This window comes from Candidatus Pelagibacter sp. Uisw_130 (assembly GCF_047722505.1).
Taxonomy (GTDB): domain Bacteria; phylum Pseudomonadota; class Alphaproteobacteria; order Pelagibacterales; family Pelagibacteraceae; genus Pelagibacter.
On record NZ_CP159814.1, the window covers coordinates 217,725 to 235,158 of the forward strand.

The window sequence follows — 17,434 nt, forward strand, 5'->3', positions numbered from 1 at the left end:
ATGTTCTCTTTTTTTAAAAAGAAAAAAATAATAGCTCATATCAAGCTAAATGGTGTGATTGGTAATGCTGGAAAGTTTAAACAGGGCATAGATTTTGCAGGACAAGAAGAGATTATAGAAAAAGCTTTTTCATTAAAGAAAGCTAAAGCAGTGGCAATTACAATCAATTCACCAGGTGGATCACCCGTACAATCACATTTAATCTATAAATTTATTCGAGCTCAAGCCAAGAAAAACAAAATAAAAGTAATAGTATTTGCAGAAGATGTTGCAGCTTCTGGTGGATACTTAATAGCTTGTGCAGGTGATGAGATATATGCAAATTCAAGCTCAATTATTGGATCTATAGGAGTAATTTATTCATCTTTTGGTTTTACAGAATTGATTAAAAAAATTGGTGTAGAAAGAAGAGTTCATACGGCAGGAAAAAATAAAAGTTCACTAGATCCATTTCAAGAAGAGAAGTCAGAGGATATTGAGAGACTTAAGAATATTCAATTAGATCTACATAAAGATTTTATTAAAGTTGTAGAAGAAAGCAGAGGATCTAAACTTAAAAAAGATGGTATTGAATTATTCTCAGGAGAATTTTGGGCAGGTAGTAAATCAAAAGAGCTAGGTTTGATTGATGGATTAGGTAATGCTAATGAAATTTTAAAAGAAAAATTTGGTGAAGATGTTGTTATTAAAAAATTTGAAAAATCTAAAGGCTGGTTAAGCAAAAAACTTTCCTCATCAAGCAATCAAATGGATCAACTAGCAAATATTTTAGAGGAAAGATCTATCTGGCAAAGATATGGCTTCTAAAGAAAAAATTATAAAATCTAAATTTCAATCATTTCAAGATACTATTTTGAATCTTCAAAAATATTGGGGTAAACATGGTTGTGTTATTCTTCAACCATACGATATTGAGGTAGGGGCTGGAACCTTTCATCCTGCTACAACTTTAAGATCTCTAGGATCTAAGCCGTGGAAGGCAGCCTATGTTCAGCCATCAAGAAGACCTACTGATGGAAGGTATGGAGAGAATCCAAATAGATTGCAGCATTATTATCAATTTCAAGTTTTAATAAAGCCATCACCAGATAATATCAAAAAACTTTATTTAAATAGTTTGGCTGTTATCGGTATTAATCACAAAGAACATGACATTAGGTTTGTTGAAGATGATTGGGAAAGTCCAACTTTAGGTGCGGCAGGTTTAGGATGGGAAGTTTGGTGTGATGGAATGGAAATTACTCAATTTACATATTTCCAACAAATGGCTGGATTTGAATGCAAGCCTGTTTCAGTTGAAATTACATATGGTCTTGAAAGAATTTGTATGTTTACTCAACAAATGAAAAATGTTTATGATCTATTATGGAATGATGAAGGTGTAAAATATGGGGATGTGTTTCTTCAAGCAGAAAAAGAGTTCTCTGCATATAATTTTGAACACGCTAATACAGATAATCTATTCAAAATGTTTGATATGTTTGAGCTTGAAGCAAAAGCATTAGTAGAAAAAAAAATTTCACTACCTGCATATGATCAATGTTTAAAAGCAAGCCATGTATTTAATATTTTGGATGCAAGAGGAGTTATAAGTGTTGCTCAAAGAGCAGGTTATATAGGCCGTATTAGAGACATTACAAAAGTAGTTGCCGAAAGTTGGTTGAGCAGTCAAACAGATTAATGTCAGAATTTTTTTTAGAGCTGTTCAGTGAGGAAATACCAGCTGGTTTACAGCGTAACTCACGTAATACCTTATTAGAAAATTTTCAAAATTTATTTAAAGAAAAAAAAATTTCATTTAAAAAAAGCTCTTCATTTTCAACACCAAATCGTCTTATAATTTTATTTGAGGGTCTATCTAAGGAAATAACACAAAAAGCTGAAGAAATAAAAGGACCAAATGTTAATGCACCAGAAAAAGCTATAGAGGGTTTTTTAAGATCAAATCAAATAGATAAAAAAGATCTCTTTAAAAAAAAGATAGAAAAAGGAGAATTCTATTTTTTCAATAAATCATCAAATAAAATTAATACTATAGATTTACTTCAAAAATATACACCTCTAATCCTTGATAAATTACAATGGAAAAAATCCATGGTTTGGGGAAACTATAATCTTAGTTGGGCAAGACCGCTAAAATCTATTTTAGCAGTTTTTGATGATAAAAGTCTAGATTTTAAATTTCATCATTTAATATCTTCTAATACAACATTTACCGATAAAGAGTTTGAAGATAAAAAGAAAATATTTAAAAATTTTAAAGGTTATAAAGATTTCTTCAATCAATCAGGAATAATTATAGATCACGTACTAAGAAAAGAATTTATTATTAAAGAAATTGAAAAAATATCCAATAAAAAAAATTTTATTGTTGAGTCAAATAATAAACTTTTAGATGAAGTCACAGATATAGTTGAGCAACCGAATATTATTATATGTAAATTTGATCAGAAATTTTTGAATATTCCAAAAGAAATTTTGATAATTACAATGCAATATCACCAAAAATATTTTCCAACATTTAACAAAAAAGGAAAAATTACCAATGAATTTTTAGTTGTGGCAAATAACAATGATGAAAAAGGCTATATCAAACTGGGTAACGAAAGAGTTGTAGAAGCAAGATTGAGTGATGCACAATTTTTTTGGGAGAAAAATAAATCTCAAAATTTAGTTAAACAAGTTTCAAGGTTAAAAAGTATGAATTATTTTAAAGGTCTTGGATCTTATTTTGACAAGATTCAAAGAATGAGAAAACTTGGAGGAATGATATCTGATGAACTATTGATTAGTAAAGATCAAGTTGAACTATCAGCATCAATTTGTAAAGTTGATTTAGTTTCTGATATAGTTGGTGAATTTCCTGAGCTTCAAGGAATTATGGGTGGACATTTTGCTGAAGTACAAGGTTTTGATAAAGAAATAGCTTTAGCTGTAAGTGAACATTATCTACCAACTGGACTTAATAGTAAGACACCAAAAAAACCATTTAGTATTGCTCTAGCTTTAACTGATAAAATTGACACTTTAGTTGGGTTTTTTGGGATCAATCAAAAACCAACAAGCTCAAAAGATCCTTATGCACTTAGAAGATCTGCACTTGGTGTAATAAGGCTATTAATCGATAATAATAAAGAATTTAAAATTAAAGATCTTATTAGTTATTCTACTTCACTTCATAAAAACCAAGGTTTTAATTTTTCAAACGATTCATCCCAAAAAGAATTGTCTGATTTTTTAATGGACAGATTAAAATATTATATGAGAGAGAAAAAAATTAGAGCAGAGTTAATAGATGCCAGTATAAAAGCGCATGGAATAGACCACCTGAATAAAATATATAAAAAAGCTTCAACACTTAATGAACTAATTAACAAAGAAATAGGAGGAGATATTATTACAAGTTACAAGAGAGCCTCTAGTATACTTGATAGTGAGTTGAAAAATACAAATCTTGAACTATCAAATACAACCGACCCTGGTATTTTTAAAAATGACTATGAAAAAAATCTATTTAAAAAGATCAATGAAATAAGAAAATATTTTGCTAATATTGGTAATGATGAAAACTATAAGGAAACGCTTGAAATTCTAGCTGGCGCTAAAAAAGTAACCTCAGAGTTTTTTGATAATGTTAAGGTCAATGATGATGATAAAAATATTAAAAAAAACAGATTGGAACTTTTACAAATGTTATGTAGAACATTTGACAATTACATAAATTTTTCAAATATAGAAATCAAATAGTGAATAACTTAATTTTAAATTTTAAATCAAAAGACTCTAAAAAAATTAAAAATCCAAAAAATTTTTTAGGTGGAAAAGGTGCAAACCTTTCTGAAATGGGTAGAATAGGACTCCCAGTTCCTCCTGGTTTTACAATTTCAACAAAAGTTTGTGAATTATTTTACAAAGATAAGAAAAAACTAAATTCAAAATTAGTTAGTACTATAAAAAAAGAACTAAAAATTATTGAAAAAGAAGTTGGAAAAAAATTTGGTGATTTAAAAAATCCTTTATTATTATCTGTGAGATCTGGTGCAAGAGTTTCAATGCCAGGAATGATGGATACAATTTTAAATTTAGGTTTAAATGATAAAACTGTTATTGCACTTTCAAAAAAAACTTCTAATAGCAGATTTGCAAATGATAGTTACCGAAGATTTATTCAGATGTATGGTAATGTTGTAATGGATGTTGAAGGCTATCACTTTGAAGAGTTAATTGAAAATTACAAACTAACTAAAGGTGTTCTTTTAGACACAGATCTTGATGCGGATGATTGGGAGGGATTAATTAATGATTTTAAGAAAGTTATTAAAGATCAAACAAAAAAAGAATTTCCTCAAAATGTGTATGATCAATTATTAGGTGCTATTAGTGCTGTATTTTTATCCTGGGAAAGTAACAGAGCAAAAGTTTATAGAAAATTAAATCAAATTCCTGCTGAATGGGGAACTGCAGTTAATGTTCAATCAATGGTATTTGGTAATATGGGTAATGATTGTGCTACCGGGGTTGTCTTTACAAGAAATCCATCAGATGGTGTTAATGAAGTATATGGTGAATACTTAATTAATGCTCAAGGAGAAGATGTGGTAGCAGGAACAAGAACTCCTCAGTACATTACAAAAAAAGCAAGAAAAGATGCAAAAGTAAAAGAAGCTTCGATGGAAGAATCTATGCCAAAAGTATTTAAACAATTGGATAAGATTTTAAAAATTTTAGAAAAACACTACAAAGATATGCAAGACGTAGAATTTACAGTTGAAAATAATAAATTGTGGATGCTACAAACAAGGTCTGGAAAAAGAACCTCAAAGTCAGCTGTTAGAATTGCAGTTGATATGGTTAAGGAAAAACTGATTTCTCAAAAAGAAGCAGTAATGAGAATAGATCCTGCTTCTTTAGATACATTGTTACATCCTACACTGGATGAAAAAAGTACACCAAACGTTATTGCAAAAGGCCTGCCAGCATCTCCAGGTGCTGCAAGTGGTAAGGTTGTTTTCACATCAGAGGAAGCAGAAAGATTAAATAATGTTATGCAGGATACTATTTTAGTACGTGTTGAAACGTCACCTGAAGATATTCATGGAATGCACGCTGCTAAAGGAATTTTGACAGCAAGAGGTGGGATGACTAGTCATGCAGCGGTGGTTGCAAGAGGCATGGGTAGACCATGTGTTTCTGGTTCTAGTGAGATTGATATAAACTATGATGCAAAAACTTTTAAAACATCTTCTGTTGAAATTAAAGAAGGAGACATTATTACAATAGATGGATCAACGGGAAGAATTATTCTTGGAGAAGTGCCAACAGTTAAACCCGAAATCTCAGGAGACTTTTTTAAATTGATGAGCTGGGCGGACAATTTTAGAAAATTAAAAGTAAGAACTAACGCGGAAACACCATTAGACACAAAAACTGCAAGAGACTTTGGTGCCGAAGGTATAGGGCTTTGTAGAACTGAACACATGTTTTTTGATGAAGAAAGAATTTTATCTGTCAGAGAAATGATTTTATCAAAAACAGTAGAAGACAGAAACAAAGCACTAGAAAAGCTTTTACCACACCAAAAAAAAGATTTTGTTCAAATATTTAAGATTATGAATGGCCTCCCTGTAACAGTGAGATTGTTAGATCCACCATTACATGAGTTTCTTCCAAAAACAGAAAAAGAAATTAATGATGTAGCAAAAGTTGTGGGTTTACCATTAAAAGAAATTGAGTCTCGAATTAATGAGTTGCATGAACAAAACCCAATGTTAGGTCACAGAGGTTGTAGATTGGGAATTTCATTTCCAGAAATTTATGAAATGCAATGTAGAGCAATTTTTGAAGCTTTATCCGAGCTTAAGATAAAAAAAATTAAGTCGGCATTTCCAGAGATTATGATCCCTCTAGTATCAACTGAAGCTGAGATTAGAATAATGAAAGATTTAGTAGTGAGAGTTGCAAAAGAAGTTCAAAAGGATAAAAAAATTAAAGTAGATTATTTAGTTGGCACAATGATTGAATTACCAAGAGCAGCAATTAAAGCTGATGATATAGCTAAACATGCAGAGTTCTTTAGTTTTGGAACTAATGACTTAACTCAAACAACATTTGGTTTAAGTAGAGACGATAGTGGTAAATTTTTAAATGATTATCTTGATAATAAGATTTTTTCTATAGATCCATTTATCTCTATAGATGATGGAGTAGGTGATTTAATAGAAATTGCAGTCGAAAAAGGAAGAAAAGCAAATAAAAAAATTAAACTTGGAATTTGTGGAGAACACGGTGGAGACCCTAAAAGTATTCACTTTTGTGCAAATGCAGGTTTAGATTACGTTTCTTGTTCACCATATAGAGTTCCAATAGCAAGATTAGCTGCTGCACAAGCAGAGCTGTCTAAAAAAAATTAAATTTCTAATTTAAAATCTATAGCAGGCACACTATGAGTGATGCTACCAATAGAAATTCTATCAACACCAGTTGCTGCAATTTTTTTAACTGATTTTAGGGTTACATTTCCAGAAGCTTCAGTTTCGTAATGTTTTTTGGCTATCTTAACACCAGCTTTAAGTATTTTATTGTTCATATTATCAAACAAAACAGTATTAAATTTTAAACCCATAATTTGTTTGAGTTGATTTAAATTATCAACTTCTACTGTGATTTTTCTTCCTTTTTTATTTTTGATTGCAAGAGACACTAAAGTTTTAATATCAGAGCTTGCTATGTGATTGTCTTTAATAAGAAATTCATCACTTAAGTTAAATCTATGGTTTGTACCACCACCTAACTTAACAGCATATTTTTGTATTACTCTTAAGGTTGGAATCGTTTTTCTAGTACAGCAAATTTTACATTTTTTATTAACCAATTTAACAAATTGATTAGTTTTAGTGGCAATTCCAGAGACATGACTCATAAAATTTAAAGCAACTCTTTCACCAATTAAAATGTTTTCAGCCTTACCCTCTATTGTTCCAATTAGTGTATTTTTTTTAACTAATGAACCTTCTTTTTTTTTTATAATAAATTTAATTTTACTATCTATTAATTTAAATGTTTGTTTCGCAAATTCTAATCCAGCTACCACAGCTTGTTGGTTAGAAATTAATTTAACTTTTATTATCTTACTATTTTTAACTAAGCTTGAAGTAATATCACCAGAGGGATATAGATCTTCATTTAAAGCAAGCTTTACAATATTCTCGATATAATAATTACTTAATTTAATTTGAGACACTTTTGTTATCTGCCTATTGCAACCATTCTTTCAACAGGAATTCTTGCTTTTTCTATTGTCTCTTTATCCATTATGATTTCACCTGTTTCATTTTCTAGGCAATCTAAAATTTTTGGTAATGTAATTTTTTTCATATGAGGACAAAGGTTACACGGTCTAATAAATTCTACATTTGGGTTTTCTACTTGAATATTATCACTCATTGAACATTCAGTAACCATCATAACTTTTTTAGGTTGATTGTCCTTAACATATTTAATCATCCCACCAGTTGATCCAGCAAAGTCACTTGCTTTAATTACGTCAGGTGGACATTCTGGATGAGCTATTATTTTAATACCAGGATTTTTTGCTCTAATATCATGTATTTCTTTTTCAGTGAACTGGTCGTGAACCATACAAATACCTTTCCAAGCAATAATTTCAACTTTAGTTTGAGAAGCAACATATTTTGCTAAGTAATCATCAGGTAAAAAAATAACCTTCTTAACACCAAGAGATTCTACAATTTTAATTGCATTTGCAGATGTGCAACAAATATCTGTTTCAGCTTTTACATCAGCAGAAGTATTTACATACGAGACAACAGGTACACCTGGATATCTTTCCTTTAATAATCTTACATCTTTACCTGTGATTGATGATGATAAAGAACAACCAGCAGTCATATCAGGAAGTAAAACTTTTTTTTCTGGACTCATTAACTTAGAAGTTTCAGCCATAAAATGAACACCTGCCATTACAATAATATCAGCCTCAGTTTTTGAAGCCTCAATTGCAAGTGCTAACGAGTCTGCTGCAACATCTGCAATACCGTGATAAATTTCTGGAGTTTGATAATTGTGAGCAAGTATAATTGCATTTTTTTCTTTTTTTAATTGATTAATTCTATGAATATAAGGAGCATGAACTGACCACTCAATCTCAGGCATAACCTTTGAGATTTTTTGATAAATAGGATCAGTTGCTATTCTTACTTCTGGGGTAAATTCCATGTCAAAACTTATCAATTAGGTTAATACTTGTCATTCCTTATTATGCCACACTATTATATCCAATTTGGTATTTTTATTCTTAAAACTGCATTTTCACTTTTTAATTCACTATCTTTTTTAAAGTTTTCATCTAGATATTTGATTAATGCAAAGGGATACTCATCGTTAATCAATACTTTGCCTATTTCAATATCATTAGCATAAATTGAAGCACCCTCAGTTAATTTTCCACTAATTAATTGTATAGCTAATAATCTTTTAGAAAGTTTATTTTTTAGTTTTATTCTGGCTGTATTTTCTTGTCCAACATAACAGCCTTTTTTAAAATCTATTCCATTTAGCTCCTCAAAATTACACTCAATTCCAAATAATTTATTTTGTAATTTATTCATTTCTTTTTGAGCAATTCCTAATTCATGACTTAATTCGTAATATTCATCAATTGGGGAATCTTTTAGCTCTAATTTTTTTAAAGATAAGTAAAGTTTTTCTAAATTGATAATAAGCCTTGCGCCTAGGTCTTTATTTCTTGGATCTAATAAAATAGGATCCTCCCTATATTTTATTGTGTTTCCAGGTTGATCCTTGGCACCTTCAAATTTTAAAAACTTTTCACGACTAAATGCTGCAATTACAAATTCATTACTTAAATTCATAATTTCAACTTTAGATCTAAGCTTGTAGATGCTCAGTTGTTTAAAGAGAGCCTCTGTTTGAGACTTTTCACAATCTATTAAATAACCAGATTTATGTTTTACAACAATAAAAGCAAATAGAAATTTTCCCTGTGGAGTTAGCAGTGATGCAAAACAACTATTGTCTTCATTTACCTTATTAATGTCATTACTAATCATATTTTGTAAAAATTCATTAATATCTGCTCCATTTATGTAGAGAATTCCTCTATCTTCCAAAATATATACTTTTTGCATATTCATAATTGATTGATATATGGATATGATATAATTACTTTTTTCATTAATGTTAGATCTAATAATTAAAAATGGCTCATGCTACATAGATAAAGATCTTAAAGATCAAGATATAGCCATTAAAGAAGGAAAAATTATAAAAATTGGCAAAATTGACAGTGAAGCGAAAGAGACTTTTGATGCCAAAGGGTTTACAGTTTTACCAGGGTGCATTGATACACAAACTCATTTTAGAGAGCCTGGGTCAACAGATACAGAAGATTTACACTCTGGAAGTAGGGCTGCAATAGTAGGTGGCATAACAAGTGTGTTTGAGATGCCAAACACCAATCCACCAACATCTACTAAGGTAGAGTTTCAAAAAAAATTAGATCTCGCCATAAATAGAATGTATTGCAATTATGCATTTTATTTTGGTGCAACAGCTGATAACGCAAGTGAGTTAGCAGATTTGGTGAATTTAGAGGGTTGCTGTGGAATTAAACTGTTTGCTGGATCATCAACTGGAAACCTTTTAGTTGCTGAGGAAGAGGATATTGAAAAAGTATTTAAAAGCAGCTCAAAAGTTGTTGCAGTACATTCAGAGGATGAAGCAATTTTAAATATTAATAAAAAATTAATTAAAGAAGGAGATGTTCACTCACATCCAATTTGGAGAAGCGCCGAATGTGCAATTTCATCTACTAGAAGAATAGTTAGAATTGCTGAGAGATATAAGAAAAAAGCCCATATTCTTCATATTACCACGAAAGAAGAGATTGACTTTTTATCACAACACAAAGGCAACATAACATTTGAGATTACCCCGCAACACTTAACAATCTACGCTCCAGACTGTTATGACAAACTTGGAACTTATGCTCAAATGAATCCACCATTAAGAGACAAGTCTCATTATGATAGATTGTGGTATGGAGTAAAAAATAATCTTAATGATACAATTGGTTCTGATCACGCTCCACACTTAAAAGAGAATAAAGAAAAAAATTATCCAAACTCACCATCTGGCATGCCAGGTGTTCAAACACTTTTACCAGTTATGTTAAATCATGTAAATGATGGAAAATTAAGTTTAGAGCAATTAATGAATTCTATATGCGAAAATCCAGTAAAAATTTTTGGGATACAAGATAAAGGTTTTATTAAAGAGGGTTTTGATGCTGATTTCACAATTGTAGATATGAATAAAAAAATTATAATTAAAAATGAAAATATTGAAAGTAAATGTGGTTGGTCACCTTTTGATGGATATGAATTTAAAGGCACACCAGTATCAACAATCATTAATGGTCAAGTTAAAATGAGGGATGGTAAAATTTTAGGTGATCCTGAGGGTAAGCCTTTAAAATTTTAAATAGTTTTTACAGAAAAGCTGTTTACAAGCACAACTCCAAAAACAATAAAGAATAATCCTAATACAGCCTGCCAAGACAATGATTGTTTAAAGAAGATATATCCTAATATTGCGACTGTAAATACTCCAAGACCATTCCATGTTGCATAAACAATTGAAATTGGAATTTTATCAACAACAAAAGTTATAAGATAGAAAGACAGCAAATAAAAAACTGCAAGAGTAGTGGTTGGGATAATTTTTGTAAAATTTTGTGATACAGGTAACAATATAGTTCCACCTACTTCAAAAAAAATTGCAACTATTAAAATTAGATATGTTTTAATCACTACTTAAGAATATTATGTTTAATTAAGTCTTCTTTTATCTCAGTTAAGATGGCAGGATCATCAATAGTTGCTGGCATCTTATACTCTTCATTATCAGCAATTTTTCTAATAGTTCCTCTTAATATTTTTCCAGATCTTGTTTTTGGTAGTCTCTTGATAACAATTACAGTTTTAAATGCTGCTACTGGTCCAATAGTATCTCTAACCATTTTTATGCATTCTTTTGAAATAGTTTCGTTGTCTTTTTTAACACCTGTCTTAAGAACGACTAGACCAATTGGTAATTGCCCTTTTAATTTATCAGCAATTCCCAGTACTGCACACTCAGCTACAGACTGGTGTTCAGAAAGAACTTCTTCAATTGCACCTGTCGATAATCTGTGGCCTGCAACATTAATAATATCATCTGTTCTAGACATAATCCAAATGTAACCATCTTCATCAATATGTCCGGCATCATAAGTTTCATAGTAACCCACATAATTAGTCATGTAGTTGTCTTTATATCTTTTATCTGCATTCCATAAGGTTGGAAAAGTTCCAGGTGGTAAAGGTAATTTTACAACTATATCTCCCATCTCATTAGGTTTTGCTAAAGTTTGATCTGGCTTCATGATTTGAACATCATAACCAGGCACAGCTTTACAAGCTGAACCATATTTTGTCTTCATCATTTCAATTCCTGTACAATTAGAACTAATTGCCCAGCTAGTTTCTGTTTGCCACCAATGGTCAATTACTGGAACTTTTAATAAATTTTCTGCCCATTTAATGGTATCTGGGTCAGCTCTCTCACCAGCTAAAAATAATGATTCAAATTTACTTAAATCATATTTAGAAAAAAACTTACCCTCAGGGTCTTCTTTTTTAATAGCTCTAAAAGCTGTTGGAGCTGTAAAAAGTGATTTTACTTTATAGTCTGAGATTATCTTCCAAAAAGCTCCAGCATCAGGAGTGCCAACGGGCTTTCCTTCAAATAATACTGTAGTGCAACCCTTAAATAAAGGTGCGTAAACAATATAAGAGTGTCCAACAATCCATCCAATATCACTTGCTGACCACCAGACATCATCAGCATCAATATTGTAGATATTTTTCATAGTCCATTTTAGTGCAACTATATGACCACCAATATCTCTAACTATTCCTTTAGGAACACCTGTAGTTCCTGAGGTATATAAAATATAAGCTAAATCATTTGAATTCATTTCGACACAATCTACTTCTTTTGCATTTGAAAGTGCTTCGCCCCAACTGATTTCTTTTGGAGCATTAAGCTCAACTGTATGATCTATTCTTTGGAATAAGATCATTTTATCAATTTTATGAGAAGCCATCTTAATTGCTGCATCAACCAATGGTTTGTACTCAACAGTTTTTCCAGGTTCAAAGCCACATGAAGCTGTAACTATTACTTTTGCTTTACTGTCATCAATTCTGCTAGCAAGTTCATTTGAAGCAAACCCCCCAAACACCACAGAGTGAATTGCTCCAATTCTTCCACATGCTAACATTGCTATAACTGCCTCTGGAATCATAGGCATGTAGATTATAACCCTATCACCTTTCTCGACTCCTTGATTTCTTAGTGCTCCTGCAAATTTTGAAACCTTTTCTCTTAATTCTTTGTAGGTAAATTGTTTTTTGTTTCCAGTTATTGGACTATCATAGATTAAAGCTAGCTTGTCACCTCTGCCTTGATCGATATGAATGTCTAAAGCATTGTAACAAGTATTAGTAACACCATCTTCAAACCATTTATAAAAGGGTGGGTTAGATTTATTTAAAATCTTAGTTGGTTTTTTAAACCAAAAAATATCATCTGACACTTCTTGCCAAAAATTTTCGGGATTTTTTAAAGAATTTTGATAAATATCATTAAATTTTTTTGTCATATGATTTGATTCAATTTTTGTTAGTTTTTTAAGCTTATTAAATTAAAAATTGTATTAAAATTTAAAAAGTAAGTAAAATCAATACAAATTAGATACAATTAAACCTTCTAAAAACTAGATAACTTTGATAGTTAATCCTCAGCATGACTTAAGCATTAGTTTAGGTCTAGTTTATATAAACTAAAGTTAAAAACTAACAAAAGAGGGAGTTTTTTATGAAAAAACTAAAATTGTTTGCTCTTGCAACTGTAGCCCTAATGGGTCTATCAGGTGCAGCAAATGCAGAAACAGCCTTATTGGCTTCTGACGACTTCGTTGGGATTTCATTCTGGCTTGTATCAATGGTGATGTTAGCGTCGACTGCTTTCTTTTTCCTAGAAGCAGGAAATGTTGCAGCAGGTTGGAGAACATCAATAATTGTATCTGGTCTAGTAACTGGTATTGCCTTTGTACATTACGTGTATATGAGAGATGTATGGGTTATGACTGGTGAGTCACCAACTGTTTACAGATATATTGACTGGTTAATCACTGTGCCATTACTAATGATAGAATTTTATCTTGTTCTAGCGGCAGTAGGTAAAGCAAATTCTGGAATATTCTGGAGATTGTTAATTGGAACAGTTGTGATGCTTTTAGGTGGATACTTAGGAGAAGCAGGATACATTAATGCTACACTTGGTTTTGTAATCGGTATGGCTGGATGGTTCTACATTCTTTATGAAGTATTCTCTGGTGAAGCAGGGAAAGCTGCAGCAAAAAGTGGAAACAAAGCTCTTGTTACTGCATTTGGTGCAATGAGAATGATCGTTACAGTTGGTTGGGCAATTTACCCATTAGGTTACGTATTTGGTTACCTAACAGGTGGTGTAGACGCTAACTCACTAAACGTGATTTACAACATAGCTGACTTGCTAAACAAAACTGCATTTGGTCTAATCATTTGGGCTGCAGCAATGCAATCAGGTGGTAGAAAAGCTAAGTAATTAGTAAACCTAAATAATTTAAAAAGGGCGAGTACATTTTGTGTACTTGCCCTTTTTTTTTATGTAATTATATATAGTTCAATGCCTAAAATTACCTACATTGAAAATAGTGGAAAGTCTCATACTATAGAAGTTTCTAATGGGTTGAGTGTAATGGAGGGTGCTGTTCAAAACGATATTCCTGGGATTGACGCCGATTGTGGAGGTGGAATGGCTTGTGCTACTTGTCATGTTTATGTCAAAGAAGAGTGGTTTGATAAACTCCAAAAAAAAGAGGATGGTGAAGAGGATATGTTAGATATGGCTTTTGAGCCTAATAAATTTAGTAGATTAAGTTGTCAGTTATTAGTTTCAGATAAACTAGATGGGCTAACAGTTAGCATTCCGTCAAAACAAGGTTAAATGATCAAAACAGATACTTTAATAATAGGCGCAGGACCAGTTGGATTATTTTGCGTTCATCAACTAGGAATAATTGGATTAAAATGTGAGGTAGTAGACAACCTAGATAAAATTGGAGGTCAGTGCATTGAACTTTATCCAGATAAACCTATTTATGATATTCCTGCAGTGCCCGAATGCACTGGTGAAGAGTTAACAAATAGTCTCATTGAACAAATAAAAGCATTTAAAACAAATTTTCATTTAAATGAGAGAGTAGAAGAAATCAAAAAAATTGAAAAAAAATGGTTAATAAAGACAAATAAAGGAACTGAATTTGAAGCATCAAGTATAGTTATTGCAGCTGGTGTAGGATCTTTTGAGCCAAGAAAATTTGCAACAAAAGAAATTGAAAAGTATGAAGGAAAACAAATACTTTATTCAATTAAAGACAAAAAAATCTTTAAAGATAAAACAGTTACCATTTTTGGTGGAGGAGACTCCGCATTAGATTGGGCAATTGAATTATCAAATACTTCTAAAGTTATACTTGTGCATAGAAGAGATGAATTTAGAGGTATGCAAGCAAGTATTGATAAAGTTAACCAATTAAAAAATGAAGGTAAAATAGAAGTTCATACAAAATATCAATTAGGTTCAGTTAGTGGTAATGAAAAAGTTGAAAGTATTAACATCAAACATGATAATGAAAGTATTAAAGAAATTAAAACTGATTATGTTTTGGGCTTTTTTGGATTAATAATGCAATTGGGACCGATTGCTGAATGGGGATTAAATTTAGATAAAAAGACAGTTCCAGTTAATACTGAAAGCTTTGAAACTAATAAAGAAGGAATTTTTGCAATTGGTGATATTTGTACTTATCCTGGAAAACTTAAATTAATTCTTTCAGGTTTTCATGAGGGAGCATTAGCTGCTAGAGGTTGTTTTAAATACGCTAAACCAGATGAAAAATACAGATTTGAGTTTACCACTTCTTCTAAGACAGTAAAAAGCAGACTAGGTGTTAAAGAGTGATAGAGCTATTTACAGCAGATACTCCAAATGGGAAAAAAATTACAATAATGTTAGAAGAAATAGGTTGTGATTTTAAAGTTACTAAAATTGATTTGTCAAAAGATGATCAATTTAAAAAAGATTTTAAAAAAATAAGCCCATTTGGAAAGATACCAGTAATTACAGATCATGAAAATGGACAGTCATTATTCGAGTCTGGTGCAATACTTATATATTTAGCTGAAAAACATAACAAATTTTATGAAGCAAAAGATAGGCATACCATAAACCAATGGTTGATGGCGCAGATGGGAATTATAGGACCAATGATTGGACAGCATCATCAGTTTCATCATTACAATCCTGGAAAAAGTGAATTTGGAGAAGAAAGATATTTTAAAATTACAAAAAGAATTTATAGCGAACTAGATGAGAGATTATCTTCATCAAAATACTTAGCTGGAAATGAATATACGATTGCAGATATTGCAACTTGGCCATGGATAGCAAGACACGAATGGCATGATATTGGTCTTAATAATTATAAGAACTTAGCTAGATGGTATTTAGATATTGCAAATAGAGAAGCTGTTGTAAAGGGGTACGATCTTTTAAAAGATGGCTCTGAGATACCAAAACCTTAATTAGAAATTTCCTTTTTTAGTAGAACCTGGATAAAAAATCCCTTGTAAATCTTCATTTGCTTTTTTTCTTATTTTCATATCTTCTTGATCCATTAGCGTGCTCGGTCTTTTAGTATGTTGATGATATTTAAAGGTATCATCTCCTCTTGCTTGCTGAACATACATTTTACCTAAAACTTGATTTACATTACTGCCAATATAGCTTTGAACTACAAAACCAATTCTTCTATCATTACTTTTGTTTAGTCCTGAACCATGAACTATTGTTGGATGATGTAATGACATTTGTCCTGCTTTTAAAACCAAAGGTGTTGTTTTATCTAAGGGAACATTTTCTACAGTTTGACCTCTTGTTAATAAGTTACCTTCATCATATTTTTGTTCATGATGTCTGATGTTAGCTTTATGTGAACCAGACCACATTCTCATACAGCCATTTTCTTCGTTAGCATCAGTTATTGCTAACCAAGCAGTTACCCAATTATGTGGTTCCAACCCAATGTATGTTGCATCTTGATGAAAACTTACAAATCCTTTTTTATATGGGTCTTTAATAAATAAAGTTGTTCCACAAATAAGAATATTTTTTCCAATTATACTCTCAACAGCATCTAGCATTTTTGAGTTATGGCAAACTTCATCAAGTATAGGAGAAATCATATGCACATAATTTCTTCCAACTCCTTTCAGTTCATCAGGCCAACGGGCTTCAATATTTTCTATTTCTTTTCTTATCTCAAATGCTTGATCTTTAGTTAAAACTTCTATTGGAGCAACATAACCATTATCGTTATACTCTTGAAGTTGATTTGAAGACAATTTAGGCATATTATTTAAAAATATTATATGAGCGTAACTATTTCTTCAATAAATTATTGTCCAGTTAAATCCATATCATTTCAAACTATTGATAAGTGTGAAATTAAAAAAGATATTGGAATTATAGGAGATAGAATTTTTGCATTTGCTAAAGATTTAGATTTAGAACAAGTAAAGCTATTTGAAAAAAATCCTGAAGAAAGAAGAGGAAAATGGAATAAAATTTTAACTCTAAAAAACTCTCCAGTATTGAATAAATATAATTTTTTATTTGTTGAAAATAAATTAACATTAACTTTTAAAAATGAGAAAATTTTAACAATTAATGTAAATGAAATGAATGAATATGATTTACTTTCAAATAAAATCTTAGAATTGGAAAATTCCCTAAAAAAACCAATAGTATTAATGAAAAATAAAGATTTTCCTTTTTTTGATACATCGATATCAAATAAAACAGTTTTATCTCATTCGGTATCTCTTTTAAATAATAAGAGTATTGAGGATTTTAAGAATAAAATTAATCAAAAAATTGAGGCTCAAAGATTTAGAGGCAACATTCATATTGATGGAGTTGAACCATGGAAAGAACGAGAATGGATCGGAAAAATTGTTAAAATTAATGGTGTTTCTTTTAAAGTTGAAAAAAACATACCAAGATGTGTTGCAATTAATCTAAAACCAAACACAGATGACAATTCTTTAAATTTACTTCAGTCATTAAAAAAAACTTATAATCATTTTGAAATGGGAATTTATTTGACTGCACTTGATGATGGTGAAATTAAATTAAGTGATAAAGTTCAGATAATTAATTAATATAAATATTTTATTAAGCAACT

The 17,434-nt window shown here is 30.7% G+C and carries 16 protein-coding genes; 10 read left to right on the forward strand and 6 right to left on the reverse strand.

Annotated elements, in window-relative coordinates; translation table 11 throughout:
• From ABXT55_RS01170 to ppdK, 4 genes are read left to right on the forward strand one after another with little or no spacing between them, the layout of a single operon-like run.
• Entirely contained in the window at window positions 1-807 is an 807-nt protein-coding gene (locus ABXT55_RS01170) for a S49 family peptidase (RefSeq protein WP_271482881.1), read from the forward strand.
• Entirely contained in the window at window positions 797-1,681 is an 885-nt protein-coding gene (locus ABXT55_RS01175) for a glycine--tRNA ligase subunit alpha (RefSeq protein WP_415284934.1), read from the forward strand. Before ABXT55_RS01170 ends, ABXT55_RS01175 begins: the two co-directional genes overlap by 11 nt.
• Window positions 1,681-3,747, forward strand: a complete 2,067-nt coding sequence (glyS, locus tag ABXT55_RS01180; RefSeq protein ID WP_415284935.1) for a glycine--tRNA ligase subunit beta — start codon at window positions 1,681-1,683, stop codon at window positions 3,745-3,747. The genes ABXT55_RS01175 and glyS overlap by 1 nt, the downstream gene beginning before the upstream one ends.
• Entirely contained in the window at window positions 3,747-6,410 is a 2,664-nt protein-coding gene (gene ppdK / locus ABXT55_RS01185; RefSeq protein WP_415284936.1) for a pyruvate, phosphate dikinase, read from the forward strand. Before glyS ends, ppdK begins: the two co-directional genes overlap by 1 nt.
• Here ppdK and nadC read toward each other — a convergent pair.
• The 3 genes from nadC to ABXT55_RS01200 are packed head-to-tail and all read right to left on the reverse strand — an operon-like array spanning window position 6,407 to window position 9,167.
• Complete coding sequence (gene nadC, locus ABXT55_RS01190; RefSeq protein WP_415284937.1) at window positions 6,407-7,240, reverse strand: carboxylating nicotinate-nucleotide diphosphorylase; 834 nt, start codon at window positions 7,238-7,240, stop codon at window positions 6,407-6,409. The two genes, ppdK and nadC, sit on opposite strands and share 4 nt — an antisense overlap.
• Window positions 7,241-7,245: 5 nt before the next feature.
• Window positions 7,246-8,235, reverse strand: a complete 990-nt coding sequence (nadA, locus tag ABXT55_RS01195; RefSeq protein WP_415284938.1) for a quinolinate synthase NadA — start codon at window positions 8,233-8,235, stop codon at window positions 7,246-7,248.
• Between the two features lie 53 nt (window positions 8,236-8,288).
• Window positions 8,289-9,167, reverse strand: coding sequence for a YgfZ/GcvT domain-containing protein (locus tag ABXT55_RS01200; protein WP_415284939.1), 879 nt, complete (start codon window positions 9,165-9,167; stop codon window positions 8,289-8,291).
• 49 nt (window positions 9,168-9,216) lie between these two features.
• Here ABXT55_RS01200 and ABXT55_RS01205 point away from each other — a divergent pair, with 49 nt between their 5' ends.
• Window positions 9,217-10,521, forward strand: a complete 1,305-nt coding sequence (locus ABXT55_RS01205; protein WP_415284940.1) for a dihydroorotase — start codon at window positions 9,217-9,219, stop codon at window positions 10,519-10,521.
• On the opposite strand, the gene ABXT55_RS01210 is transcribed toward ABXT55_RS01205, so the two are convergent.
• Both ABXT55_RS01210 and ABXT55_RS01215 read right to left on the reverse strand, forming a co-directional pair.
• Complete coding sequence (locus ABXT55_RS01210) at window positions 10,518-10,850, reverse strand: DMT family transporter (RefSeq protein WP_415284941.1); 333 nt, start codon at window positions 10,848-10,850, stop codon at window positions 10,518-10,520. The genes ABXT55_RS01205 and ABXT55_RS01210 overlap by 4 nt on opposite strands.
• Window positions 10,850-12,745 carry a propionyl-CoA synthetase gene (locus ABXT55_RS01215; RefSeq protein ID WP_415284942.1) on the reverse strand — a complete coding sequence of 632 codons (1,896 nt, stop codon included), beginning with the start codon at window positions 12,743-12,745 and terminating at the stop codon, window positions 10,850-10,852. Before ABXT55_RS01215 ends, ABXT55_RS01210 begins: the two co-directional genes overlap by 1 nt.
• Window positions 12,746-12,960: 215 nt before the next feature.
• Between ABXT55_RS01215 and ABXT55_RS01220 the strand changes: the two genes are divergently transcribed.
• From ABXT55_RS01220 to ABXT55_RS01235, 4 genes are all read left to right on the forward strand, one after another.
• Window positions 12,961-13,731 (forward strand): bacteriorhodopsin-like, encoded by a 771-nt coding sequence (locus ABXT55_RS01220; RefSeq protein WP_415284943.1) that lies wholly within the window; start codon window positions 12,961-12,963, stop codon window positions 13,729-13,731.
• An 81-nt stretch (window positions 13,732-13,812) separates the two neighbouring features.
• A complete protein-coding gene (locus tag ABXT55_RS01225; protein ID WP_415284944.1) occupies window positions 13,813-14,133 on the forward strand; it encodes a 2Fe-2S iron-sulfur cluster-binding protein in 321 nt (106 codons plus the stop codon).
• Window positions 14,134-15,150 (forward strand): NAD(P)/FAD-dependent oxidoreductase, encoded by a 1,017-nt coding sequence (locus tag ABXT55_RS01230; RefSeq protein WP_415284945.1) that lies wholly within the window; start codon window positions 14,134-14,136, stop codon window positions 15,148-15,150.
• Entirely contained in the window at window positions 15,147-15,773 is a 627-nt protein-coding gene (locus ABXT55_RS01235) for a glutathione S-transferase family protein (RefSeq protein WP_415284946.1), read from the forward strand. The genes ABXT55_RS01230 and ABXT55_RS01235 overlap by 4 nt, the downstream gene beginning before the upstream one ends.
• Here the strand turns inward: ABXT55_RS01235 and ABXT55_RS01240 are convergent, their stop codons facing one another.
• Entirely contained in the window at window positions 15,774-16,601 is an 828-nt protein-coding gene (locus tag ABXT55_RS01240; RefSeq protein ID WP_415284947.1) for a phytanoyl-CoA dioxygenase family protein, read from the reverse strand. It abuts the gene before it with no gap.
• Between the two features lie 18 nt (window positions 16,602-16,619).
• Between ABXT55_RS01240 and ABXT55_RS01245 the strand changes: the two genes are divergently transcribed.
• Entirely contained in the window at window positions 16,620-17,411 is a 792-nt protein-coding gene (locus ABXT55_RS01245) for an MOSC domain-containing protein (RefSeq protein WP_415284948.1), read from the forward strand.
• Window positions 17,412-17,434: the final 23 nt, after the last annotated feature.